The organism is Pseudomonas sp. R4-84, from assembly GCF_054130985.1.
In genome coordinates, this window is sequence record NZ_CP096390.1 from 4,457,864 (window position 1) to 4,481,186 (window position 23,323).

Genomic DNA, 23,323 nt, shown 5'->3' on the forward strand with positions numbered 1-23,323 from the left:
CCGCGCCCGTTTCTTGCATTACACTGGCCGGCGTACATTCCTTAACCAATCGATGAGATGACCGTGCTCAAAGCACTCAAGAAGATGTTCGGTAAAAGCGAGGCCGAGCAGCTCGCGCCTGTCGCCAGCGCGCCCCAGGCCCCGAACCGCGCCGATGCGCAGCAGTCGCGCCGGACCGCACCGCCGGTTGCGGAGGCGAAAACAACGCCGCCAACCGCCACCGCAGCCCAGCCTGTCGCGGCCCCCGCCCAGGAAAAGCCACGCAGCGAAGCGCCAAGGCCGCGCCGCGAACGCGCACCAAAACCGCCCGTCGTCGCCTGGAAGCTCGAGGACTTTGTCGTAGAGCCCCAGGAAGGCAAGACCCGCTTCCACGATTTCAAGCTCGCCCCTGAATTGATGCATGCCATCCAGGACCTGGGCTTCCCCTATTGCACGCCGATCCAGGCGCAGGTGCTCGGTTACACCCTCGCTGGCAAAGACGCCATCGGCCGTGCCCAGACCGGCACCGGCAAGACCGCCGCATTCCTGATTTCCATCATTACCCAATTGCTTCAGACCCCACCGCCCAAGGAACGCTATATGGGCGAACCGCGCGCGCTGATCATTGCGCCGACCCGCGAACTGGTGGTGCAAATCGCCAAGGACGCCGCCGACCTGACCAAGTACACCGGTCTGAACGTGATGACGTTCGTGGGCGGCATGGATTTCGACAAGCAGCTCAAGCACCTCGAAGCCCGCCACTGCGACATCCTCGTGGCCACGCCGGGCCGCCTGCTGGATTTCAACCAGCGCGGCGACGTGCACCTGGACATGGTCGAAGTGATGGTGCTGGACGAAGCCGACCGCATGCTCGACATGGGCTTCATTCCCCAGGTCCGCCAGATCATTCGCCAGACCCCGCCGAAAAGCGAACGCCAGACCCTGCTGTTCTCCGCCACCTTCACCGACGATGTGATGAACCTCGCCAAACAGTGGACGACTGACCCGGCCATCGTCGAGATCGAAGCCGAGAACGTCGCCAGTGAAAATGTGGAGCAGCACATCTACGCCGTCGCCGGTGCCGACAAGTACAAGCTGCTCTACAACCTGGTCAACGACAATGGCTGGGAGCGGGTGATGGTATTTGCCAACCGCAAGGACGAAGTGCGCCGCATCGAGGAACGCCTGGTGCGCGACGGCGTCAACGCCGCCCAGCTCTCGGGCGACGTGCCGCAGCACAAGCGGATCAAGACACTGGAAGGTTTCCGCGAAGGCAAAATCCGCGTGCTGGTCGCCACCGATGTGGCGGGTCGGGGCATTCACATCGACGGCATCAGCCATGTGATCAACTTCACCTTGCCTGAAGTACCGGACGACTATGTGCACCGCATTGGTCGCACGGGTCGTGCCGGGGCAGCAGGTGTATCGATCAGCTTTGCCGGCGAAGACGACTCTTACCAGTTGCCGTCGATCGAAGCGCTGCTGGGTCGCAAGATCAGTTGCGAGATGCCACCGACTCATCTGTTGCGGCCGGTTGAGCGCAAGCGGCCCTAACGTCGAGACGGACGCAACGCGTCCATTGAGGCATTCCCACGCAGCGCGTGGGAACGATCAGCGCAGCCAACACAGGCTGCGTTTTTTTTTGCCCGGGGATATTGCTCGTATAAACTAAAAGTCCATAATGGACAAATTAGTTTACTCGAGACACCCGGAGTCTACGATGTCCAATACGCCTCATGTCATGACCCAAGCCCAGGCCCGAGAACTGCTCGGGCACGTCGATGTGCTGGCAGTCCTGCGCAAGCTGTTCCGCGATCTTGCGGCCGGGCAAGCGGTGCAGCCGCCCCAGCAAAGGGTGGTGTTTCCCGAGGGCGCCGGGGACTTCATCAACTTCCTCGGTGTGCTGGCTCAAGACCAGGTCTATGGGGTCAAGACCTCGCCCTACATCGTGCGCGAGCAAGGGCCACTCATCACCGCCTGGACCTTGCTGATGTCGATGCAGAACGGCCAGCCGTTGATGCTGTGCGATGCCGCCGAGCTGACGACCGTCCGCACCGCCGCCGCCACCGCCGTCGCCATCGATGCCCTCGCCCCGCACAACGCCAGGCGCCTGGCGGTGATCGGCAGTGGCGCGGTGGCGCGCGCCCATGTGCAGTACGTCAAGGGACTGCGGGATTGGCAAGCCATCAGTCTCTATTCGCCAAGCCTGAAGGCCAAGTCGGCAGAACAACTTGCCTCGATAACAGGCCTGGACCCGCGCCTGCAAATCGCCGACACCCTTGAAGCGGCACTGCACGACGCCGATGTGGTGATGCTCTGCACCTCCTCCGCCCGGGCAGTGCTAGACCCGCAGACCCTCGGCAAACCGACGTTGATCACATCCATCAGCACCAATGCCCCGCGCGCGCATGAAGTACCGCCCCAGAGCCTCAACGACATGGATGTGTTCTGCGACTATCGTCAGACCACTCCGGGCTCGGCTGGCGAGATGTTGATCGCCGCTGAACAGCATGGCTGGGAGCCTTCAAGCATTGTGGGTGACTTGCCCGATCTGCTGAGCGAACGTGCGGCGCGACCAAACTATGAGCGCCATGTGTTTTTCCGTTCCATTGGGTTGGGGCTGGAGGATGTTGCGCTGGCGAATGCGCTTTACCAACTTCTCGACTGACACACCCATTTTCCCTTGTGGGAGCGAGCCTGCTCGCGAAAGCGGTTTATCAGATAAATACGCGTGACTGACACACCGCTTTCGCGAGCAGGCTCGCTCCCACAGGTTCACGGAAACTCCCGGCAATGTGCTCGACAGGAGAACTTTATGATCTCAGCAGACTTCATCATCATCGGCGGTGGCATCGCCGGTGCTTCCACCGGCTACTGGCTCGCACCCCACGGCCGGGTCATTGTGCTTGAACGCGAATCCCATCCGGCCTATCACTCCACCGGACGCTCGGCGGCGTTGTACACCGCAGCCTACGGCACCCCTCAGGTACGGGCATTGACCCAGGCCAGCCGGGATTTCTTCGACGCACCACCAGCCGGGTTCTGCGAACACCCGTTGCTCACCCCGCGCGGCGAAATGACGGTGGACTTCATCGGCGACCCGGCCGAGCTTGGTAACCAATACCTCAGCGCCAAGGCCACGGTGCCGCAAATGCAATTGCTCAGCGCCGAAGAGGCCTGCCTGCGCCTGCCGATCCTGCGACGGGAAAAAGTCCACGGCGCGATCTACGACCCCACGGCTTGCGATATCGATACCGATGCGCTGCACCAAGGCTATCTGCGCGGTATCCGTCGCAGCGGCGGTGAGGTACACACCGACAGCGAAGTGCTGGACTTGATCCGCGACGACCAAGGGCGATGGCAGGTCAGGACCGCCAGCCAGACGTTCTACGCGCCGGTGCTGATCAACGCGGCCGGCGCCTGGGCCGATCAAGTGGCCGAAATGGCCGGCGCGCGCAAGCTGGGCCTGCAACCCAAGCGGCGGGCGGCGTTCATTTTCGCCGGCCCCGAGGGGGTGGATATCCACGACTGGCCGATGCTGGTGAGCCTCGACGAATCCTTCTACATGAAGCCCGACGCTGGCATGTTTCTCGGCTCTCCGGCCAATGCCGACCCGGTCGAACCACACGACGTACAGCCCGAAGAGCTGGACATCGCCATGGGCATCTACCAGATCGAAGAGGCCACCACCCTGACCATTCGCCGTCCGACCCGCACCTGGGCCGGATTGCGTAGCTTCGTGCCTGACGGTGATCTGCTGGCCGGCTTCGACCCACAAGTACCCGGCCTTTTCTGGGTCGCGGCCCAGGGGGGCTATGGCATCCAGACCTCCCCTGCCATGGGCCAGGCAAGCGCGGCACTGGCGCGCGGTGAACCACTGCCTGAGCCTTTGACCCGTTTCGGCCTGAACGCCGCGATGCTATCGCCCACTCGCCTGGGTTGACCTTCGGTGAGGTGACGCATCGCCACGATTGCGGCACACTCCCCCGCGCCCCTGTTCCACGGGGCGCTGACCGTCTGGAGTCCTGTCATGAATGCCCCGCAAGCCAATCCGACACTCGATAACTTCCGCACTATCGCCGATGCCATCGCCACACTGTTCTACCCCCACGCGGAAGTGGTGTTGCATGACCTGCGCACCCAGAAGGTCGACTACATCGCCAATAACCTGTCCAAGCGCGAAATCGGCGATGACTCGTCCCTTGAAGACATGCTCAGTGAGGACGTCAGCGAACGTAACATCGGGCCGTACGAAAAACTGAACTGGGACGGACAGAAGATTCGCAGCCTCAGCAGCGTCCTGCGCGATGCAAACGGTCATCCGCTGGCGGTGCTGTGCATCAACCTGAATATTTCGCTGTTCGAGAATGCCAAGGCCGCGCTGGATCTGTTCCTGTCGCCAGGCAAATTGATTCCCCAGCCGGATTCACTGTTTCGTGATGACTGGCAGGAGCGGATCAACACTTTCCTGCACGCCTGGATGCGCGAGCGCCAACTGAGCCTGAACCTGCTGACCCGCGACCACAAACGCGAGCTGGTGTTGGCGCTGCATGCCGAAGGCGCGTTCAAGGGCAAGAGCGCGTCCAACTATGTGGCCAATGTGCTGAACATGGGGCGGGCGACGGTGTACAAGCATCTGAAGGAATTGAAGGGCTGAGGTTTTGAGTTGCCTGGCCTGACGCCATCGCGAGCAAGCTCGCTCCCCCATTGAATCGCATTGCACACATATCTCGTGCACGACACAAATCCTCTGTGGGAGCGAGCCTGCTCGCGAAGGCTATCGATCAATCGCCGTAGATATCCGACTTGAAATACTTGGCCTGGATTTTCTGATACTCGCCATTGGCCCGAATCCCATCGATGGCCTTGTTCAAATCCGCCACCAATTGGGTGTTGCCCTTGCGCACCGCAATCCCGGCGCCCTCGCCGACGTATTTCGGGTCCTTGAGCTCCGGCCCGACGAAGGCATAGCCCTTGCCACGAGGCATCGACAGGAAGTCTTCCAAAGGAATGGTGTCGGCAAAAATCGCATCCAGGCGACCCGACGCCAGGTCCATGTAGATTTCTTCGTTATTGCTGTAGCGCTTGACCGTAATGCCCTTGGGCTCAAAGACCTCCGTGGCGAAACGGTCCGTGGTGGTGGCGCGCTGCACGCCGACGGTCTTGCCCTTGAGGCTGGCGTACTGGTCATCGACCGACGCCCCTTCCTTCATGACCAGGCGCGATGAGGTGAAGTAATACTTGTGGGTAAAATCCACCGACTTCTTGCGCTCTTCGGTGATGGTCATGGACGACAGGGCCAAGTCGATCTTTTTCACTTTGAGCGACGGGATCAGCCCATCGAACTCACCCTCGACCCACTCGCACTTCACCTGCATCTGTGCGCACAAGGCATTGCCGATGTCGTAGTCAAACCCCTCGATTTTCCCCTCCGAGGTTTTCGAAGCAAAAGGCGGATAAGCCGCCTCGATACCGATGCGCAAGGTTTTATCGGCGGCGAACAGGCTACTGGAGGCCAACAGACTCAAGGCCAGACCAGTGATGAGGGGGAGCTTCTTCATAATCGTTCTCTCGCGGGTTGTTGTTGGTTTGGCAGAGAAAGGCAGGCGCGACTTATTTTGTACTTATAAATCCATACTGGACTTTAATGTACACATCGTCAATTGGGCAAACAGGCGAAAGTGATGGGAGGCTGCCGACCTCATCGCGAACAGGCTCGCTCCCACAGGGGGATCTGTGTCAGACACAAACATTGTGTGCAACGAAGCGCCACTGTGGGAGCGAGCTTGCTCGCGATGCGGGCATAAGTATTGCGAAGAAACGACGTGAACTACTGCTTCCAGCGATCCGCCGCCGCATGATCACTGTCCCGCCCTTCGACCCAGCGCGGGCCATCGACGGTGTTTTCTTTTTTCCAGAACGGCGCGCGGGTCTTGAGGTAGTCCATGACAAAGGCGCAGGCGTCGAACGCCGCCTGGCGGTGGGCGCTGGCGGCGCCGACAAAAACGATCGGCTCACCCGGCTCCAAGGCGCCGATGCGGTGCAGCACTTCAAGCTTGAGCAATGGCCAGCGCTGCTCGGCCTCGATGGCGATCTTGCCCAGCGCTTTCTCGGTCATGCCCGGATAATGCTCCAGGAACATCCCGGACACATCGAGGCCGTCATTGAAGTCGCGCACGTAGCCGACAAAACTGACCACAGCACCCACGCCGACATTGGCCGCGTGCATCGCGTTGACTTCGCTGCCCGGGTCGAACGGTTCCACCTGTACCCGAATCGCCATGGCTCAGCCTCCGGTCACGGTGGGAAAAAACGCCACCTCATCGCCGTCCGCCACTGGCTCGTCGAGTTGACAGAGATCCTCGTTGCGGGCACACATCAGGTTTTGCTCTTTCAGCACTTCGGCGCCGTCACGCTGCGCGAGCAAGGCGCGCACGTCGTCAATCGTGGCGAAACCGCCTTCCACCTTAACCGAGTCCACGCCGAGCGCTTCGCGGTAGCGAGCAAAAAACTTCACAGTGATTTTCATGATGCATCCGCCTGGAAATGACCACTCTTGCCGCCAAGCTTTTCCAGCACCCGCACGCCTTCGATGGTCATGCCCCGGTCCACGGCCTTGCACATGTCATAAATAGTCAGCGCGGCGACGCTGGCGGCGGTGAGCGCTTCCATTTCCACGCCGGTCTGCCCCGACAGTTTGCAACGGGCAACGATACGTACCCGGTCCTCGCCTTCGGCATTGAGCTCGACCTTGACGCCGGTGAGCATCAGCGGGTGGCAGAGCGGAATCAGGTCGCTGGTTTTCTTCGCAGCCTGGATGCCGGCGATGCGGGCAACGGCAAACACGTCGCCCTTGGGATGGCCGCCACTGACGATCATCCGCAGGGTATCGGGCAGCATTCGCACAAAGGCTTCAGCCGTGGCTTCACGGAACGTCACGGCCTTGTCGGTCACGTCGACCATATTGGCGCGACCTTGGGAATCGAGATGAGTCAGCACAGGGTTACTCCTGATCAGGAGCGTCGATTGTAAACCCGTGGGTCAGATTCTGGCAGGGCTGATTGTCGTGCCCGTAATTAGCAGACCACTGAAGATCCTTGGTGGGAGCGAGCCTGCTCGCGAAAGCGGTGCTTCAGATAAAAATATTTGGCTGGCACACCGCATTCGCGAGCAGGCTCGCTCCCACAGGGTTATGTGGTGCATGGAAGAACCGGGCGACGGTGAGGTCGCCCGGTTCGGCTGGTGTTACAGATGAGACTCAGCGTATTCGGCCAGGATCGAGCGCGGTACGCCTTGCAGGGTGATGTGGACCCCGTTGGGGAAGTCCTTGAAGCGTTCGGTCAGGTAGGTCAGCCCGGAGCTGGTCGCGGACAGGTATGGGGTGTCGATCTGTGCCAGGTTACCCAGGCACACCACTTTGGAACCGGCGCCGGCACGGGTGATGATGGTTTTCATCTGGTGCGGGGTCAGGTTCTGGCATTCGTCGATCAAGATCAGGCTTTGCTGGAAGCTGCGGCCTCGGATGTAGTTGAGGGATTTGAACTGTAACGGCACTTTGCTGAGGATGTAGTCGACGCTGCCATGGGTGCTTTCGTCATCCATGTGCAAGGCTTCGAGGTTGTCGGTAATCGCGCCCAGCCACGGCTCCATTTTTTCCGCTTCGGTGCCGGGCAAAAAGCCAATCTCCTGGTCCAGGCCCTGCACGCTGCGGGTAGCGATGATGCGCCGGTAACGCTTGCTGACCATGGTCTGCTCGATAGCAGCGGCCAGGGCCAGGATGGTCTTGCCGGAACCAGCCGCACCGGACAGGTTGACCAGGTGGATATCCGGATCGAGCAAGGCGAACAGCGCCAGGCTCTGGTAGATGTCACGAGGCTTGAGGCCCCACGCCTCCTGATGCAACAAGGGTTCCTGATGCAAGTCGAGGATCAGCAGTTTGTCGACCTGGATTTCCTTGATCCAGCCGACGAAGCCTTGTTCGTCGATGATGAATTCGTTGATGTGCACCGCCGGCAGATTGTCGATCAATTGCACCTGGTGCCACGTGCGGCCATGGTCCTGGCGGGTCTCGACCTTGCTCACGCGGTCCCAGAAAGAGCCGGTCATCGTGTGGTAGCCGTTGGGCAGCAGCGACACGTCGTCGACCAGCTGGTCGGTGCTGTAGTCCTCGGCCGCGATCCCGCAGGCGCGGGCCTTGAGGCGCATGTTGATGTCTTTGGTCACCAGCACCACGGCCTGATCCTTGTTGCGCGCGTGCAGGTCGATCAATTGGTTGATGATGATGTTGTCGTTAAGGTGTTCAGGCAGCACCAGGTTGGGTTCGGTGCGCTTGCTCATCAGGATCGAGAGCAGGCCCTTGGGGCCGCTTTTGCCACGTTGGATCGGTACGCCGAGTTCGACGTCCTCGGGAGAGGCGTCCCCCAGGGTCTTGTCGATCAGGCGGATCGCCTGGCGACATTCGGCCGCCACGCTGTGATGCCCACTCTTGAGCTTGTCCAGCTCTTCAAGGACGGTCATCGGGAGGGCTACGTGGTGTTCTTCGAAGTTCAGGAGCGCGTTTGGATCGTGGATCAATACGTTGGTATCGAGTACATAGAGGATTGGCTGGTTGGAGGAAGGGCTACGTCCGTGGTCATCCATACTCGGTCACCTATGTGGGGGCCATTCGACGCAATACCGTGACAGTGCTGCGCCTCGAGGTAGCCACCGAATTCACCCGCGAGGATTCAGGTGAACTGCACACAATCTGGGTCTTGGAAGACGCCACCTGTGTTGCAGGTTTCGGCGGTCTGACTTCTTGATACTCCAAAACACATGACAGGAAAAAGCACTTTGACGCTTTTTTGAAGTTTATTTTTCAGAGTGACGAATAACCCTTGGCGTACCGCTGTCGCACCGTTAAAGTCGGAAGTCGGGTCGCACCGAATGCGTGCCAAAAAACCCACCCCGCCCAATGTTTCCGGGCCTTTCCCATCTTTCAGCGAAACGCGTCCTGACATTCCTCCCAGCCGATCCCGCTCTGCGCCGTTTGCGCTACGAGCCAGGGCAGTGCGATTTTCACCGCATCCTGCTTGGCGTTGAAGTTGATCACGCCATGGCGCCACAACAGCATCAAGGTCAGCGCCCGCTGGGCACTCTGTTCGGGCTTGAGGCGGTTGGTGCTGTCCTGAGGATCGATATCCCACAGCGCCACTTGCAGGCCCTGTGCCTGGAAGAATGATTGCGCATCGCCCCGGCGTTGGCCTTGGGGCGGGCGGAACAGCGGCACGAAATTCTCCGGCAGCTTGCCCTTGACCAGGTCGACACTGCGCCGCACCGAGTCTTGCCAATCCTGCCAATAGCTGTGAGAGCGAAACTCCCAGCCCTGCACACCGACGCATTGCCTGGAATAGAGGCTCTGCAGATCATTGACCGAGCGATCCGCCAGCCGCGCCTGGATATCCTTGCCGAGTACGAAGAACGTACCGTTCATGTTCGATTTTCGCAGGTATTCGGTCAGCCACGGGGTGTTATCCGGCGCGATATTGGCCCCGCTGTCGAAGGTCAGCAAGAACAGCCGGTCGTTCATCTGCTCGCCGTTGCGCTCGTAATCGCCGAAAAGCTCGATTTCACTGCTGACCTGGGGAAACAGCGCCGCCTTGCGCAACAGTTCGTCCCGATAGTGGGTATGGAAGGTCCGGCTCGGCTCGGCCCACTTGATGTAGTAGGAATTATCATCGAGTTGGAACCTGCCCGCTTCTTCTCGCAGGGTCGCCATGTTTTCCACCAGATAGCAGAAGGAGGCATCCAATTCACAGCTTCGCTGGGCAAAGTTGTAACTCGATAGCAGACGCTGCCACAGCCGTGTGCGCAGCGCGTCGACCGCCGCCATATTGACCGAGCGCAGCCCAAGGTACTGCTTGAGCGCCACTTCATCCATGGCATCGACGTCCAGCAATACCCGGGCGAACATCAGGATCTCGGCGCGCGAGGCAACATCGAACAGCGTCGGATTGGTGAGTTGCTCAGGCCAGGTGCTGCGGTCCAAGGTGGCGACGTCGTTGGGCGCGGCGATCGCAGCGAAACTCAACAACCAGGCCGACAATAGAAGGGCGATACGCAAAGGGGATGTCTCCATAACGAAACCCGCGCGGCATGATAGCTGATCCTTCTTGGAGAACCTGCCTTTGTGGCGAGGGAGCTTGCTTGCTCGCCACAAAGGCACCACCACCATCCATCCCCTATCACCCCAATAGCTGGAGTCCACCCGGACAACCCCCTAGAATCGCCGCACCCTCAAAGGAGACGTCTGCATGCTGATGGTGATTTCCCCCGCCAAGACCCTCGATTTCGAAACACCGCCGGCCATCGAGCGCTTCACCCTGCCGCAATACCTTGACCACTCCCAGGAGCTGGTCGAGCAACTACGCGAACTTTCGCCGGCCCAGATCAGCGAACTGATGCACGTTTCCGACAAGATCGGCGGCCTCAACGCAGCACGATTCGGCAGTTGGAACCCGGCGTTCACCCCCGCCAACGCCAAACAGGCATTGCTGGCCTTCAAAGGCGACGTCTATACCGGCCTCGATGCGCAAAGCCTCGGTGACGCCGATTTCGATTTCGCCCAACAGCACCTGCGCATGCTGTCCGGTTTATATGGCCTGCTGCGCCCCCTGGACCTGATGCAACCTTATCGCTTGGAGATGGGCACGAAACTGGCCAATGCCCGGGGCAAGGATCTTTACGCCTTCTGGGGCACCCGCATCAGCGAATGGTTGAACGAAGCCTTGGCCGAACAGGGTGACGACGTGTTGTTGAACCTGGCCTCCAATGAATACTTCTCGGCGGTTAAACGCAGTGCCCTGAAGGCACGGGTGATCGATACCGAATTCAAGGACCTCAAGAACGGCCAGTACAAGATCATCAGCTTCTACGCGAAAAAAGCCCGGGGCCTGATGAGCCGATTTGTCATCGAACAACGCATTAATAATCCCACTGCACTAAGGGAGTTTGATGTGCAGGGTTATCGCTACAACCCCGAACAATCCACCCCGGAAAAACTGGTCTTCTTGCGCGACCACGCCCCGCAATAACGCAATACCTCTTTCAGGCCCCGATAAGGGGCCTCGATCACTTCGCTAGATGTCATCCCGATTCCCCTCCCTACTTGCCACTTTCTTGGCGCCAATAAAACAAACACACACCGCGCTAACTTTTCTTTCACTCGACAAATGTCAGATTTTTCCGTAGTGGCACGGAAATTTTTCATCAGTAGTGGCACAAAACTATCTACCCCCCTCAACTCCCCGAAACTAAAGGCTAAAAACGCGAGTGCTATCACTATGAGGGCAGTGCCATCTAGGCAGATATTTCGAAAAATTTCGAAAATGGCGATGAGCGGATCGGAACTATGTCAAAACGCACGGCTCATACCACCCGTAACGATTCTCGCCGAGGATGTACGAGATAACTTACGTGGCACGTCGTCCGGAGTAACAGAGTTGTAACGACAACTTAGCGAAACGGTCGTCTAATTGGATCCACCCTGAAGGACGGGAGATAATGCACCATTAGTATCCCCTACAAGGCCAAGGCTGCGCCCCTATTAACGTGCTCCCCCGAGCGCACAAGCTTCTGATTTTGTGGGCTTTTTGCCAGGAGTCTGAAGTGAAGGATCTTTTGCACCGACGTCCCGCCAACGAGGACTGGCTGCATAACAGGGCAGGTCATAACAACTAGGCCGCTTTGCGCACAACTTGAGTGCAATTATTTAGACACTCGGAACTTTGTATGCCTGCACACGGCACTGTGGCGCCTGCATTCCACACTTCCGAGTGCACGATGACCGCTGAACACTATTAACTCCGGCCATTTAATGGCGTGAAAACAGAGGTAAATGCGATGCGCATTAGCATATTTGGTTTGGGTTACGTCGGTGCAGTATGTGCCGGTTGCCTGTCTGCACGGGGCCATGACGTAGTTGGCGTAGATGTCGCCAAAGACAAAATCGACATGATCAACGCGGGTAAATCCCCGATCGTTGAACCGGGTCTTGGCGAGCTGTTGGCGCAAGGCATTCAAACAGGTCGGTTGCGTGGTACTACCAACTTCGCCGAAGCAATTCGTGATACCGATCTGTCGATGATTTGCGTCGGCACGCCAAGTAAGAAGAATGGCGACCTGGAACTGAACTACATCGAAGCAGTGTGCCGTGAAATCGGTTTTGTACTGCGCGAGAAAACCACCCGCCATACCATCGTGGTCCGCAGTACCGTACTGCCAGGCACCGTGGCCAACGTCGTTATCCCGATCCTCGAAGATTGCTCCGGCAAGAAAGCCGGCGTTGATTTCGGCGTTGCGGTAAACCCTGAGTTCCTGCGCGAAAGCACCGCGATCAAGGATTACGACCAGCCGCCAATGACCGTCATCGGCGAGTTCGACAAAGCCTCGGGCGACGTCCTGCAATCGCTGTACGAAGAACTCGATGCGCCGATCATCCGCAAGGACATCGCCGTCGCCGAGATGATCAAGTACACCTGCAACGTGTGGCACGCCACCAAGGTCACCTTCGCCAACGAGATCGGCAACATCGCCAAGGCTGTCGGCGTCGATGGCCGTGAAGTAATGGACGTGGTCTGCCAGGACAAGGCCCTGAACCTGTCCCAGTACTACATGCGCCCAGGCTTCGCCTTCGGCGGCTCGTGCCTGCCCAAGGACGTGCGCGCCCTGACCTACCGTGCAGGCTCCCTGGACGTGGAAGCACCGCTGCTGAACTCGCTGATGCGCAGCAACGAATCCCAGGTGCAGAACGCATTCAACATCGTATCCAGCCATGACAAGCGCAAAGTCGCCCTGCTGGGCCTGAGCTTCAAGGCCGGCACCGATGACCTGCGTGAGAGCCCGCTGGTAGAGCTGGCGGAAATGCTGATCGGCAAGGGCTATGACCTGCGCATCTACGACAGCAACGTCGAATACGCCCGTGTCCACGGTGCGAACAAGGATTACATCGAGTCGAAGATCCCTCACGTCTCGTCCTTGCTCAACTCCGACTTCGACGCGGTGATCGACAGCTCCGACATCATCATCCTCGGCAACCGCGACGAGAAGTTCCGCGCGCTGACCGAGAACGTACCGGAAGGCAAGCAGGTCATCGACCTGGTTGGGTTCATGTCCAAGGCCACCTCTGCGAATGGCCGGACCGAAGGCATCTGCTGGTAAGTCTGTTAGCCGGCCGGGGCTCGCCCCGGCCGGCCTTTCGCCTGCCTTAACCCATCGGGCCGCCCCCAGGGCCCGCCCGAGATAGAGACGGATGCAGATTATGCACAGGCTAAAGCACGGCCTGCTTCAGGCCGCCGGTTGGCTGTTTTACTTGAGTTTACTGATGGGCATCGCCACGGCGTTGCCCACGTCCACGTTCGACGCCGAATCCAAGGACTTCATCTTCCTGATCGGCGCCGTGGGCATTTGGCGTTACTCCATGGGAGCAACGCATTTCGTGCGCGGCATGATCTTCCTGTACATCGTCTACCCACACCTGCGCCGCAAGGTTCGCAAGTTGGGCAAGGCGGCGGACCCGTCCCATGTGTACCTGATGGTGACCAGCTTTCGCATCGATGCGCTGACCACCGCCCAGGTCTATGGCTCGGTAATTCGCGAAGCCATCGAGTGCGGGCTGCCCACCACCGTGGTCTGCTCCATCGTGGAAATGTCCGACGAGTTGCTGGTCAAGAGCCTCTGGGCCCGCATGAACCCGCCCGAGCACGTCAAGCTGGACTTCGTGCGCATCCCTGGCACCGGCAAGCGTGACGGCCTGGCCTACGGCTTTCGCGCCATCTCCCGCCACCTGCCAGACGATCGCGCGGTGGTCGCGGTGATCGATGGCGACACCGTCCTCGCCGAGGGCGTGGTGCGCAAGACCGTACCGTGGTTCCAACTGTTCGGCAATGTCGGCGGCCTGACCACCAACGAATATTGCGAAGTACGCGGCGGCTACATCATGAGCGAGTGGCACAAGCTGCGTTTCGCCCAGCGTCACATCAACATGTGCTCCATGGCCCTGTCCAAGCGCGTGTTGACCATGACCGGACGCATGTCCGTATTCCGCGCGACCGTGGTCACCAACCCGGACTTCATCGCCGACGTGGAAAGCGACTCGCTGCAACACTGGCGCCTGGGCCGCTTCAAGTTCCTCACCGGCGATGACAAATCGAGTTGGTTCAGCCTGATGCGCCTGGGCTACGACACGTTCTACGTGCCAGACGCGGCCATCAACACGGTTGAGCATCCGCCGGAAAAAAGCTTCATCAAGGCGAGTCGCAAGTTGATGTTCCGTTGGTACGGCAACAACCTGCGGCAGAACTCCCGGGCCCTGGGCCTGGGTCTGCGGCGTCTGGGCCTGTTCACGTCGGTGGTGCTGTTCGACCAGCGCGTCTCGATGTGGACTTCGCTGCTGGGCTTGACCGTGGCGATCATCGCCAGCATCAAGTACGGCACCGCGTTCATTCTGGTGTACCTGCTGTGGATCGGCATCACGCGGCTGCTACTGACCCTGTTGCTGTCGTGCTCCGGACACCGGATCGGCCCGGCCTACCCGGCGATTCTCTATTACAACCAGATCGTCGGCGCGATGGTGAAGATCTATGTGTTCTTCCGCCTCGATCAACAGTCCTGGACCCGCCAGCCCACCCACCTGACCCGTGATCTCGCCAGCTTTCAACGTTGGTTCAACACCTGGTCGTCTCGGACCATGACCTTCTCCGCCGGCAGCATCTTTGTCGCCGTGCTGCTGACGATGGTCTGACCGAACTTGCCTGAATTAACTAGGAAATCGCCCCTATGAACACCGCCGTGAATGTCAACGTAGTGCATGAATCCGAAGCCCAACGCCAACACGCCCGGGTCAAAATCCCGGCCAAGTTGCGCTTCTTCGGCCCAGACCGTACGCCCATGGAAGTCAAGGTCCTGGACCTGTCGGCCGGTGGGCTGTGCTTCAACGCCGGCCAGATGCCGCTCAAGGTTGGCGAGACGTACAAGGCCCGCCTGCAGTTCGTGATCGACAACCTTGGCCTGGCCATGGACGTGGAGCTGCAAATCCGTTCCCACGACCGCCAGACCGGCCGCACCGGTTGCCAGTTCCAGAACCTGGAGCCGCGTGACATCTCGACACTGCGCCATATCATCACCTCGCACCTGGCCGGCGACATCGTGGGCGTCGGCGACGTGCTGGCGACGTTGCAACGCGACAACTTCACCAAGGCCCGCAAACAGAAAGATGACAACGGTGGCATGAGCGCCTTCGGCCGCCTGCGCGCCGTGACCTTCAGCCTGGGCATCTTCATTGTCGGCCTGGCGGCGTTCGGTTTCATCTTCAAGTCGGTATACGGCATGTACTTCGTCAGCCACGCCCAGGCCGGCATCGTCAACGTACCGGGCATGGCCATCACCATGCCGCGCGACGGCACCGTGCAGAGCCTGGTCAAGGCCGACGGCCTGGCCGCCAAAGGCGCTCCGCTGGCGACTTTCAGCACCAGCATGCTGGACGTACTCAAGGGTCACCTGGACGACAACCAGCTGCAGCCGGCCAAGGTTGAAGAGCTGTTCGGCAAGCAAATGACCGGCACCCTCACCTCGCCATGCGACTGCATCGTGGCCCAGCAACTGGTTTCCAACGGCCAGTACGCCAGCAAGGGCGACGTGATATTCCAACTGGTTCCACGTGGCGCCGAAGCCAACGTTGAAGCGCGTTTCTCCTATCGCCAGTTCGGCGATGTGCGCCCAGGTACACCGGTCAGCTTCCAGGTGGCCGGCGAAGACACCACCCGTACCGGCAAGATCGTCAGCAGCACCAGCCTGAAAAGCGCCGACCTGTCTTCCGATATCCGCGTGCTGATCCAGCCCGACGAAGCCCTCGACAGCGCGCTGGCCGGCCGTCCGGTAGAAGTCGTCAGCGATCGTGGCCCAAGCCTGAACTGGCTGATCGACAAAGCCATGGCCGTTGGTCTTTAAGTCGAGGATATGCCCGTGATCACTCCACAAAACAACAATGCGCCGCGTTCCCTGTGGGAGCGAGCTTGCTCGCGATGGGATCGACGCGGTCTGTCTGAGACTCCGAGCAGCCTGCATCGCGAGCAGGCTCGCTCCCACACAGGCTATGCGTTGTGTGCCTTGGCACTGGCCGTCAGCCTGGCCGGTTGCGCCGGCCTGCCCGACCAGCGCCTGGCCAACGAAGCCCTCAAGCGCGGCGACACGGCGTTGGCGCAGCAGAACTATCAGCAACTGGCGGACCTGGGCTACAGCGAGGCCCAGGTGGGCCTGGCCGATATCCAGGTGGACAGCCGCGACCCCGAGCAGATGAGAAAGGCCGAGGCGACCTACCGCGCCGCCGCCGATATCTCGCCGCGCGCCCAGGCTCGCCTGGGTCGCCTGCTGGTGGCCAAGCCCGGGTCCACCGAGGCTGAAAGACACGAAGCCGAAGGCCTGTTGAAAAAAGCCTTCGCCAACGGTGAAGGCAATACCTTGATCCCGCTGGCGATGCTGTACCTGCAATACCCCCACAGCTTCCCGAACGTCAACGCCCAGCAGCAGATCAGCCAATGGCGCAGCGCCGGCTACCCGGAAGCCGGCCTGGCGCAGATCCTGCTCTACCGCACCCAGGGCACGTACGACCAGCACCTGGACGAAGTGGAAAAGGTCTGCAAGGCCGCCCTGGCGACCACCGATATCTGCTACGTCGAATTGGCCACGGTCTACCAGAAACGCGGCCAGCCGGAACAACAGGCCGAGCTGATCAAGCAGATGCAAGCCGGTCACGCCCGCGGTGTGGTCTCGGCCCAGCGTGTAGACAGCGTCGCCCGCGTCCTGGCCGATCAGAGCCTGGGCAAGACCGACGAGAAAACCGCCCAGTCGTTGCTCGAAGGCATCGCCCCCGGCTACCCCGCTTCCTGGGTCAGCCTGGCGCAGCTGCTTTACGATTTCCCCGAGTTGGGTGACGTCGACAAGATGATGCAGTACCTGGAAAACGGCCGCGCCGCCGACCAGTCGCGCGCCGAGCTGTTGCTGGGCAAGCTGTATTACGAAGGCAAGTGGGTGCCCGCCGACGCCAAGGTCGCCGAGGCGCACTTCCAGAAAGCCGTGGGCCGTGAAGTGGCGGCCGATTATTACCTCGGCCAGATCTATCGCCGTGGTTATCTGGGCCAGGTGTACTCGCAAAAGGCTCTGGATCACCTGCTCAAGGCCGCCCGCAACGGCCAGAACAGCGCCGACTACGCCATTGCCCAGCTGTTCTCCCAAGGCAAGGGCACCAAGCCCAACCCGGTCAACGCTTACGTGTTCAGCCAGTTGGCCAAGGCACAAAACACCCCGCAGGCCACCGAGCTTGCCCAGACCCTCGAAGCACAATTACCGCCGGAACAACTTGCACAAGCGCAACGCCTGCTACAACAAGAGCAGGCCATTCGCGGCGCCATGAGCCCCGATACGCTGGAACTGCAAGCCCTAAAAGAAGATGACGGCGAGGAACCTCTATGAAGCTTTTGAAGCTCAACCCTTTTGTACAGGCTGGTATTGGCCTGTCGTTTGCCCTGCTGTGGTCCTGCCCGACCCTGGCGGCGCTGACCGAAAGCAAGAATTTCGGCCTGGAAGTGAAGATCACCGGCCAGTCCGAAGATGACCGCGACCTCGGCACCCAGAGCGGTGGCGACGTCAACGGTATCGGCCTGGACCTGCGCCCTTGGATCTATGGCGAAAGCGGTAACTGGAGCGGCTACGCCATGGCCCAGGCCGTGACATCCACCGACATCATTGAGACCGACACGCTGCAGCAGTCGGATGACGCGACCCAGCAAACCGACAGCGGTGATCGCGAAGCCAAAAAAAGCTACCTGGCAATGCGCGAATTCTGGATTGGCTACAGCGGCCTCACGCCTTATCCGGGCGAACTGTTGAAGTTCGGTCGCCAGCGCCTGCGCAACGACGACGGGCAATGGCGCGACACCAACATCGAGGCCCTGAACTGGACCTTCGACACCACCCTGCTGCGCGCCAACCTGGGCGTGGCCGAGCGTTTCAGCGAATACCGCACCGACCTCAAGGAACTGTCGCCCCAGGACGAGGATCGCCTGCACGTCTACGGTGACGTGGCGTACCAATGGATGCCAGGCCAATGGGCCGGGATCCGCGCGCACCACACCCATGACAACGGCAGCCTGGACTACCCGACCCCGGGCGAAGCCACCGACACCCTGGACAAGACCCAGAATGGTGACCTGACCTGGCTCGGCCTGGAAGCCAACAGCGATGCCTACAACTGGCGCAACACCAACACCGTCAATTACTGGGCAAGCATCACCGGCATGACCGGCGACCGCGACACCGTCAACCCGCTCGACGCCGACGGCACCCGCCCCGCGCAGCTCAAGCGCAGCGACGACGTTGACGGCTGGGCCACCGACCTGGGTATCCGCCTGCGTCTGGATCCGCAATGGCAAGTCGGTGCGGCCTACGCCCGCGCCAGCGAGGACTACGAGCAGAACGGCCTGCAGAGTAACCGCTCGAACTTCACCGGCACCCGCTCGCGCGTCCACCGTTTCGGCGAGGCCTTCCGTGGCGAAATGGCCAACACCCAGAGCGCCAGCCTGTTCGGCTCCTGGCAACTGCGCGACGAATACGACGCCAGCCTCGTGTACCACAAGTTCTGGCGCGTGGACGGCAACAAGGCGGTGGGCAGCAACGGCATCAATGCCGTGCAGAACAACACTGACGACGTGACCGGCGCCATCTTGTCCACCTCGACCCTGCCCCTGCGCGACGGCGAGAAGGACCTGGGCCAGGAAGTCGATCTGGTGGTCACCAAGTACTTCAAGCAAGGCCTGTTGCCGGCTGCGCTGAGTCAATCCATAGATGAGCCGTCGGCGCTGGTGCGCTTGCGTGGCGGCGTGTTCAAGCCAGGCGACGCCTACGGCAAAGAGGTCGATTCGTACATGCATCGTGCCTTTGTCGACGTGATCTGGCGCTTCTGATGCGAACGGCCATGGGAGTGCCCGATATGAACCGCTACCTCAGGAACAGCCAGGCGATGAAGGGTTCGATCAGCCTGTTGGCCGCAGCGATGCTGCTGGCCGGCTCATCGGCGTTCGCCAACGTTGAACCGGCGGTCAAGCCGGGCAACGTGGTCAAGGAGCTGCAACGAGCCAAGACCTACACCGTCAGCAGCGCGCCGACCGCGCCGCTGGAACTGGCCGCGCCAACCCTGCCCGACCTCAAGGGTTATACCGCCGAAGCGGTCGCGGCGAAGATCGTGCGCAGCAAGCCCGGCAAAGTCAGCGTGCGCCGGATGATGCAGGAAAACGCCTTGAAGGACTTCATCGGCGGCGACAACAAGATGGCCGAGTGGGTGGTGCGTCAGCACGGCATCCCGCAGGCCATCTTCATCGACGACGGTTACATGAACCTCAAGGACCTGGTCAAGAAAGTGCCCAAGCAGTACCTCAAGGAAACGTCGCCAGGGGTGTTCCTGGCGCGAATTCCGATTGTCGTGGGCGAAAAAGGCATCCTGGAAATCGACAAGCAGACCCAGGAACTACGCCTGTCCCAGGAGGGCGGCTCGTTCCTGGTCAACGATGGGCACATGTTCATCCGCGACACCAAGGTCACCGGCTGGCGCGAAAAGGACAACGGCCCCGCCACGTTCCGTTCGCCCAACGAGTTCCGTCCGTTCCTGCTGTCCTGGGGTGGTACCGAGACCTACATCGTCAACACCAAGATGGCCAGCTTCGGCTACGCCAACAGTAAGTCGTACGGCGTGAGTATTTCCCAGTACACGCCGAACATGGCCAAGGTCCTCAAGCGCCCGGAACCGACCGGCTGGATCATCGGTTCCGAGTTCTCGGACATGTGGTACGGCTTCTACTGCTACGAAACGGAAGACTTTGTGATCAAGGGCAACACCTACAAAGACAACATCGTCTACGGCATCGACCCCCACGACCGTTCCCATCGGCTGATCATTGCCGACAACACCGTTTACGGAACCAAGAAGAAGCACGGGATCATTATTTCCCGTGAGGTCAATGACAGCTTCATCTTCAACAACCGCAGCTACGACAACAAGCTCTCGGGCGTGGTGATCGACCGCAACAGTGTGAACAACGTGATCGCCTACAACGAGATCTACAAGAACCACACCGACGGCATCACGCTTTATGAGAGTGGTGACAACCTGTTGTGGGGCAACAAGGTGATCAGCAACCAGCGCCACGGCATCCGGATTCGTAACAGCGTAAACATCCGACTGTACGAAAACCTGTCCATGGCCAACGGCCTGACGGGTCTGTATGGCCACATCAAAGACCTGTCCGACACCGACCGGGACATCAAGCTCGACCCGTTCGACACCGAGGTGTCGCTGATCGTGGTCGGCGGCGAACTGGCCGGCAACGGCAGCGGCCCGCTGTCCATCGACTCGCCGTTGAGCGTCGAGCTGTACCGCGTGTCCATGCTTGCGCCGACCAAATCCAGCGGCATCAGCTTCACGGGGATCCTGGGCGAACGCCAGGACGAAATCCTCGACCTGCTGGTGCGCCAGCAAAAAGCCGTGCTGATCGACCCTGTTGAAAGCCAGACCGAATTGCGGGACTGAGGAATGACCTTTATGAACCCACGCATGATCAAACTTCTGGGCCTGTCCGCCCTGACCGCCGGCATTCTCGCCGCCGCAAGCGGCGCGCGCGCCGATGAAGTCAAAGCACCGACCTTTACCGCCGAACCTTGCTGCAACCTGTGCCCGGCCGCCCATGACGCGAAGAACTACACCACGCGCTACCAGCAGAACTTCACCACGCTGGTCCAGGCCCAGGGCGATTGGCTGTTCCGTACCCAGGAAGACCTGCGCACGGAGTTCAACACCACGCCGGCCGGCTACAAGCGCATGCAGCAGTTGCACGATGCGTTCAAGAAAAAAGGCGTAGAACTGGTGCTTGTCTACCAGCCGACCCGGGGCCTGGTGAACCGCAACAAGCTCAACCCGCAGGAAAAGGCCGCCTTCGACTACGAGAAGGCGCTGACCAACTACAAAAACATGCTCGGCCGTTTCGCCCAGATGGGTTACGTGGTGCCGGACCTGTCGCCGCTGACCAACGAAAACCTGCCCGAAACCCTGCCGGCCCATGATTTCTACTTCCGTGGCGACCAGCACTGGACCCCGTACGGCGCCCAGCGCACGGCGAAGATCGTGGCCGAGAAGGTCAAGCAGATCCCGGCATTCGCCGACATTCCCAAGCGTGAATTCGAGACCAAGAAGTCCGGCCGCATGGGCAAGACCGGCACCCTGCACAACATGGCCGGGCAACTGTGTGGCACCAGCTATGCGATCCAGTACATGGACCAGTTCACCACCGAGCCCAAGGGCGAGGCGGGCGATGGCGACCTGTTCGGCGATGCGGGCGACCCGCAAATCACGCTGGTGGGCACCAGTCACAGCGGCAAGAACTACAACTTCGCCGGGTTCCTGCAAGAAGCCATCGGCGCCGACATCCTCAACGTAGCCTTCCCGGGCGGCGGTTTCGAGGGTGCGATGATCCAGTACCTGGGCAGCGAAGAGTTCCAGAAGAACCCACCGAAGATCCTCATCTGGGAATTCTCGCCGCTGTATCGCCTGGACCAGGAAACCATCTACCGCCAGATGATGGCGCTGCTGGACAACAACGGTTGCGAAGGCAAGCCGGCATTGATGAGCAGCAAAGCCAAGCTCAAGCCGGGCAAGAACGAATTGATGGTCAACAGCAAGAATATGGACCTGCGTAACGGCAGTCACCAGATCGATATCCGCTTCGCCGACACCTCGGTGAAAACCTTGCAAGCCACCCTTTGGTACATGAATGGGCGCCACGAGGACATCAAGATCGAAAAACCGAACACCTCCGAAACCGACGGACGTTTCGCCTTCCAATTGCGCACCGACGAAGACTGGGCCTCGCAGAACCTGCTGGCTGTCGAAGTCCAGGGACCCGAAGCCGGTAAAGAACCACTGCAAATCGAAGCGAAAGTCTGCAAACGCAATGCATCTCCGCAAGCCGAGCAACAAACGGCTCAAATCGGACAATGAGGTCTCGTCTCATGACCAGAACCATGCGCACCCGAACGTTGAAAACGCTGCTGGCTCCGTCCCTGCTGACCCTGGCGATGTTCGCCGGGGCCACGCAGGCCGCGGCGCCACTGCGCCCGCCACAGGGCTACTTCGCACCGATTGAAAAGGTCAAGGAAGGCGACGGCGGCAAGGGCTGCGAGGCAGTGCCGACGCCATACACGGGCTCGCTGCAGTTTCGCAGCAAATACGAGGGCTCCGACAAAGCTCGCGCAACGCTGAACCTGCAATCGGAAAAAGCCTTCCGCGACAGCACCGCCGACATCACCAGGATCGAGCGCGGCGTGAGCAAACAAGTCATGCAGTTCATGCGCGACGGTCGTCCCGAGCAGCTTGAATGCACGCTGAACTGGCTGACCGCCTGGGCCAAGGCCGATGCGCTGATGTCCAAGGACTTCAACCACACCGGCAAGTCCATGCGCAAATGGGCCTTGGGCAGCATGGCTTCGGCCTATGTGCGCCTGAAGTTCTCCGAGTCGCGCCCGCTGGCGAACCATCAAGAACAGGCGCAACTGATCGAAGCCTGGTTCAGCAAGATGGCCGACCAGGTGGTCAGCGATTGGGACAACCTGCCGCTGGAGAAAATCAACAACCATTCGTACTGGGCCGCCTGGTCGGTCATGGCCACGTCCGTGGCGACCAACCGTCGCGACCTGTTCGACTGGGCCGTCAAGGAATACAAGGTCGGCGCCAACCAGGTTGATGCCGAGGGCTATCTGCCCAACGAACTCAAGCGCAAGCAACGCGCCCTGTCCTACCACAACTACGCCCTGCCACCGCTGGCGATGATCGCCAGCTTCGCCCAGGTCAACGGCGTGGACCTGCGCCAGGAAAACAACGGTGCCCTCAAGCGACTGGGTGAACGAGTGCTCGCCGGGGTGAAAGACCCGGACATCTTCGAAGAGAAAAACGGCGAAGAACAGGACATGAAGGATCTGAAGATCGATTCGAAATTCGCCTGGCTCGAACCGTTCTGCAGCCTCTACACCTGCTCCGAGGACGTGCTGGAACGCAAGCACGAAATGCAACCGTTCAAGACCTTCCGCCTCGGCGGGGACCTGACCCGGGTGTATGACCCTTCGCGGGAGAAAGGCGAGAAAGGAAGCTGACACTGGTCTCCCTGCCTGAAAGGGAACCCTGTGGGAGCGAGCTTGCTCGCGATGACGGCGGCACATGCGACTGCGATGCAAGCTGAACCACTGCTATCGCGAGCAAGCTCGCTCCCAC

19 protein-coding genes are annotated in these 23,323 nt (G+C 60.3%); 13 read left to right on the forward strand and 6 right to left on the reverse strand.

The genetic code is table 11. The features are described from left to right. Positions 1 to 57 precede the first annotated feature (57 nt). The 4 genes from rhlB (at position 58) to M1D68_RS20370 (ending at position 4,636) form a co-directional block, all read left to right on the forward strand. On the forward strand, positions 58 to 1,533 hold the full coding sequence (gene rhlB / locus M1D68_RS20355) for an ATP-dependent RNA helicase RhlB (RefSeq protein ID WP_434675909.1): 1,476 nt from the start codon (positions 58 to 60) through the stop codon (positions 1,531 to 1,533). A 166-nt stretch (positions 1,534 to 1,699) separates the two neighbouring features. Next, positions 1,700 to 2,647, forward strand: a complete 948-nt coding sequence (locus M1D68_RS20360; RefSeq protein ID WP_457968122.1) for an ornithine cyclodeaminase family protein — start codon at positions 1,700 to 1,702, stop codon at positions 2,645 to 2,647. 147 nt (positions 2,648 to 2,794) lie between these two features. Next, on the forward strand, positions 2,795 to 3,922 hold the full coding sequence (locus M1D68_RS20365; RefSeq protein WP_434648845.1) for an NAD(P)/FAD-dependent oxidoreductase: 1,128 nt from the start codon (positions 2,795 to 2,797) through the stop codon (positions 3,920 to 3,922). Between the two features lie 87 nt (positions 3,923 to 4,009). After that, complete coding sequence (locus tag M1D68_RS20370; RefSeq protein WP_420765383.1) at positions 4,010 to 4,636, forward strand: helix-turn-helix transcriptional regulator; 627 nt, start codon at positions 4,010 to 4,012, stop codon at positions 4,634 to 4,636. A gap of 127 nt (positions 4,637 to 4,763) precedes the next feature. On the opposite strand, the gene M1D68_RS20375 is transcribed toward M1D68_RS20370, so the two are convergent. The 6 genes from M1D68_RS20375 to M1D68_RS20400 form a co-directional block, all read right to left on the reverse strand. Next, positions 4,764 to 5,540 (reverse strand): ABC transporter substrate-binding protein, encoded by a 777-nt coding sequence (locus tag M1D68_RS20375; protein WP_457968123.1) that lies wholly within the window; start codon positions 5,538 to 5,540, stop codon positions 4,764 to 4,766. 269 nt (positions 5,541 to 5,809) lie between these two features. Further along, positions 5,810 to 6,262, reverse strand: a complete 453-nt coding sequence (gene moaE, locus M1D68_RS20380) for a molybdopterin synthase catalytic subunit MoaE (protein ID WP_420765385.1) — start codon at positions 6,260 to 6,262, stop codon at positions 5,810 to 5,812. Positions 6,263 to 6,265: 3 nt separating this feature from the next. Continuing rightward, positions 6,266 to 6,508 (reverse strand): MoaD/ThiS family protein, encoded by a 243-nt coding sequence (locus M1D68_RS20385; protein WP_420765386.1) that lies wholly within the window; start codon positions 6,506 to 6,508, stop codon positions 6,266 to 6,268. Beyond that, positions 6,505 to 6,978 (reverse strand): cyclic pyranopterin monophosphate synthase MoaC, encoded by a 474-nt coding sequence (gene moaC, locus M1D68_RS20390; RefSeq protein ID WP_434648847.1) that lies wholly within the window; start codon positions 6,976 to 6,978, stop codon positions 6,505 to 6,507. The genes M1D68_RS20385 and moaC overlap by 4 nt, the downstream gene beginning before the upstream one ends. Positions 6,979 to 7,224: 246 nt before the next feature. After that, complete coding sequence (locus M1D68_RS20395) at positions 7,225 to 8,619, reverse strand: PhoH family protein (protein WP_030139644.1); 1,395 nt, start codon at positions 8,617 to 8,619, stop codon at positions 7,225 to 7,227. A 337-nt stretch (positions 8,620 to 8,956) separates the two neighbouring features. After that, positions 8,957 to 10,081, reverse strand: a complete 1,125-nt coding sequence (locus M1D68_RS20400; protein WP_457970769.1) for a polysaccharide deacetylase family protein — start codon at positions 10,079 to 10,081, stop codon at positions 8,957 to 8,959. 190 nt (positions 10,082 to 10,271) lie between these two features. Between M1D68_RS20400 and yaaA the strand changes: the two genes are divergently transcribed. From yaaA to M1D68_RS20445, 9 genes are all read left to right on the forward strand, one after another. After that, positions 10,272 to 11,051 (forward strand): peroxide stress protein YaaA, encoded by a 780-nt coding sequence (gene yaaA, locus M1D68_RS20405; protein ID WP_434675905.1) that lies wholly within the window; start codon positions 10,272 to 10,274, stop codon positions 11,049 to 11,051. 808 nt (positions 11,052 to 11,859) lie between these two features. Continuing rightward, positions 11,860 to 13,176, forward strand: coding sequence for a nucleotide sugar dehydrogenase (locus M1D68_RS20410; protein ID WP_434607617.1), 1,317 nt, complete (start codon positions 11,860 to 11,862; stop codon positions 13,174 to 13,176). Between the two features lie 100 nt (positions 13,177 to 13,276). After that, complete coding sequence (gene alg8 / locus M1D68_RS20415) at positions 13,277 to 14,758, forward strand: mannuronan synthase (protein WP_420765390.1); 1,482 nt, start codon at positions 13,277 to 13,279, stop codon at positions 14,756 to 14,758. Positions 14,759 to 14,793: 35 nt separating this feature from the next. Continuing rightward, complete coding sequence (locus M1D68_RS20420) at positions 14,794 to 15,963, forward strand: PilZ domain-containing protein (protein WP_420765391.1); 1,170 nt, start codon at positions 14,794 to 14,796, stop codon at positions 15,961 to 15,963. A gap of 15 nt (positions 15,964 to 15,978) precedes the next feature. Further along, positions 15,979 to 17,484: an alginate biosynthesis TPR repeat lipoprotein AlgK gene (gene algK, locus M1D68_RS20425; RefSeq protein WP_457968124.1), complete on the forward strand. Its 1,506-nt coding sequence runs from the start codon at positions 15,979 to 15,981 to the stop codon at positions 17,482 to 17,484. A 5-nt stretch (positions 17,485 to 17,489) separates the two neighbouring features. Then, positions 17,490 to 18,974 carry an alginate export family protein gene (locus M1D68_RS20430; protein ID WP_434564143.1) on the forward strand — a complete coding sequence of 495 codons (1,485 nt, stop codon included), beginning with the start codon at positions 17,490 to 17,492 and terminating at the stop codon, positions 18,972 to 18,974. 26 nt (positions 18,975 to 19,000) lie between these two features. Further along, the gene (gene algG / locus M1D68_RS20435; RefSeq protein WP_420765393.1) at positions 19,001 to 20,593 is read left to right on the forward strand and encodes a mannuronan 5-epimerase AlgG; all 1,593 of its coding nucleotides are present in this window, start codon (positions 19,001 to 19,003) and stop codon (positions 20,591 to 20,593) included. 12 nt (positions 20,594 to 20,605) lie between these two features. Beyond that, the gene (locus tag M1D68_RS20440; RefSeq protein ID WP_457968125.1) at positions 20,606 to 22,057 is read left to right on the forward strand and encodes an alginate O-acetyltransferase; all 1,452 of its coding nucleotides are present in this window, start codon (positions 20,606 to 20,608) and stop codon (positions 22,055 to 22,057) included. A gap of 23 nt (positions 22,058 to 22,080) precedes the next feature. Continuing rightward, a complete protein-coding gene (locus M1D68_RS20445; RefSeq protein ID WP_420765417.1) occupies positions 22,081 to 23,205 on the forward strand; it encodes a mannuronate-specific alginate lyase in 1,125 nt (374 codons plus the stop codon). Positions 23,206 to 23,323: the final 118 nt, after the last annotated feature.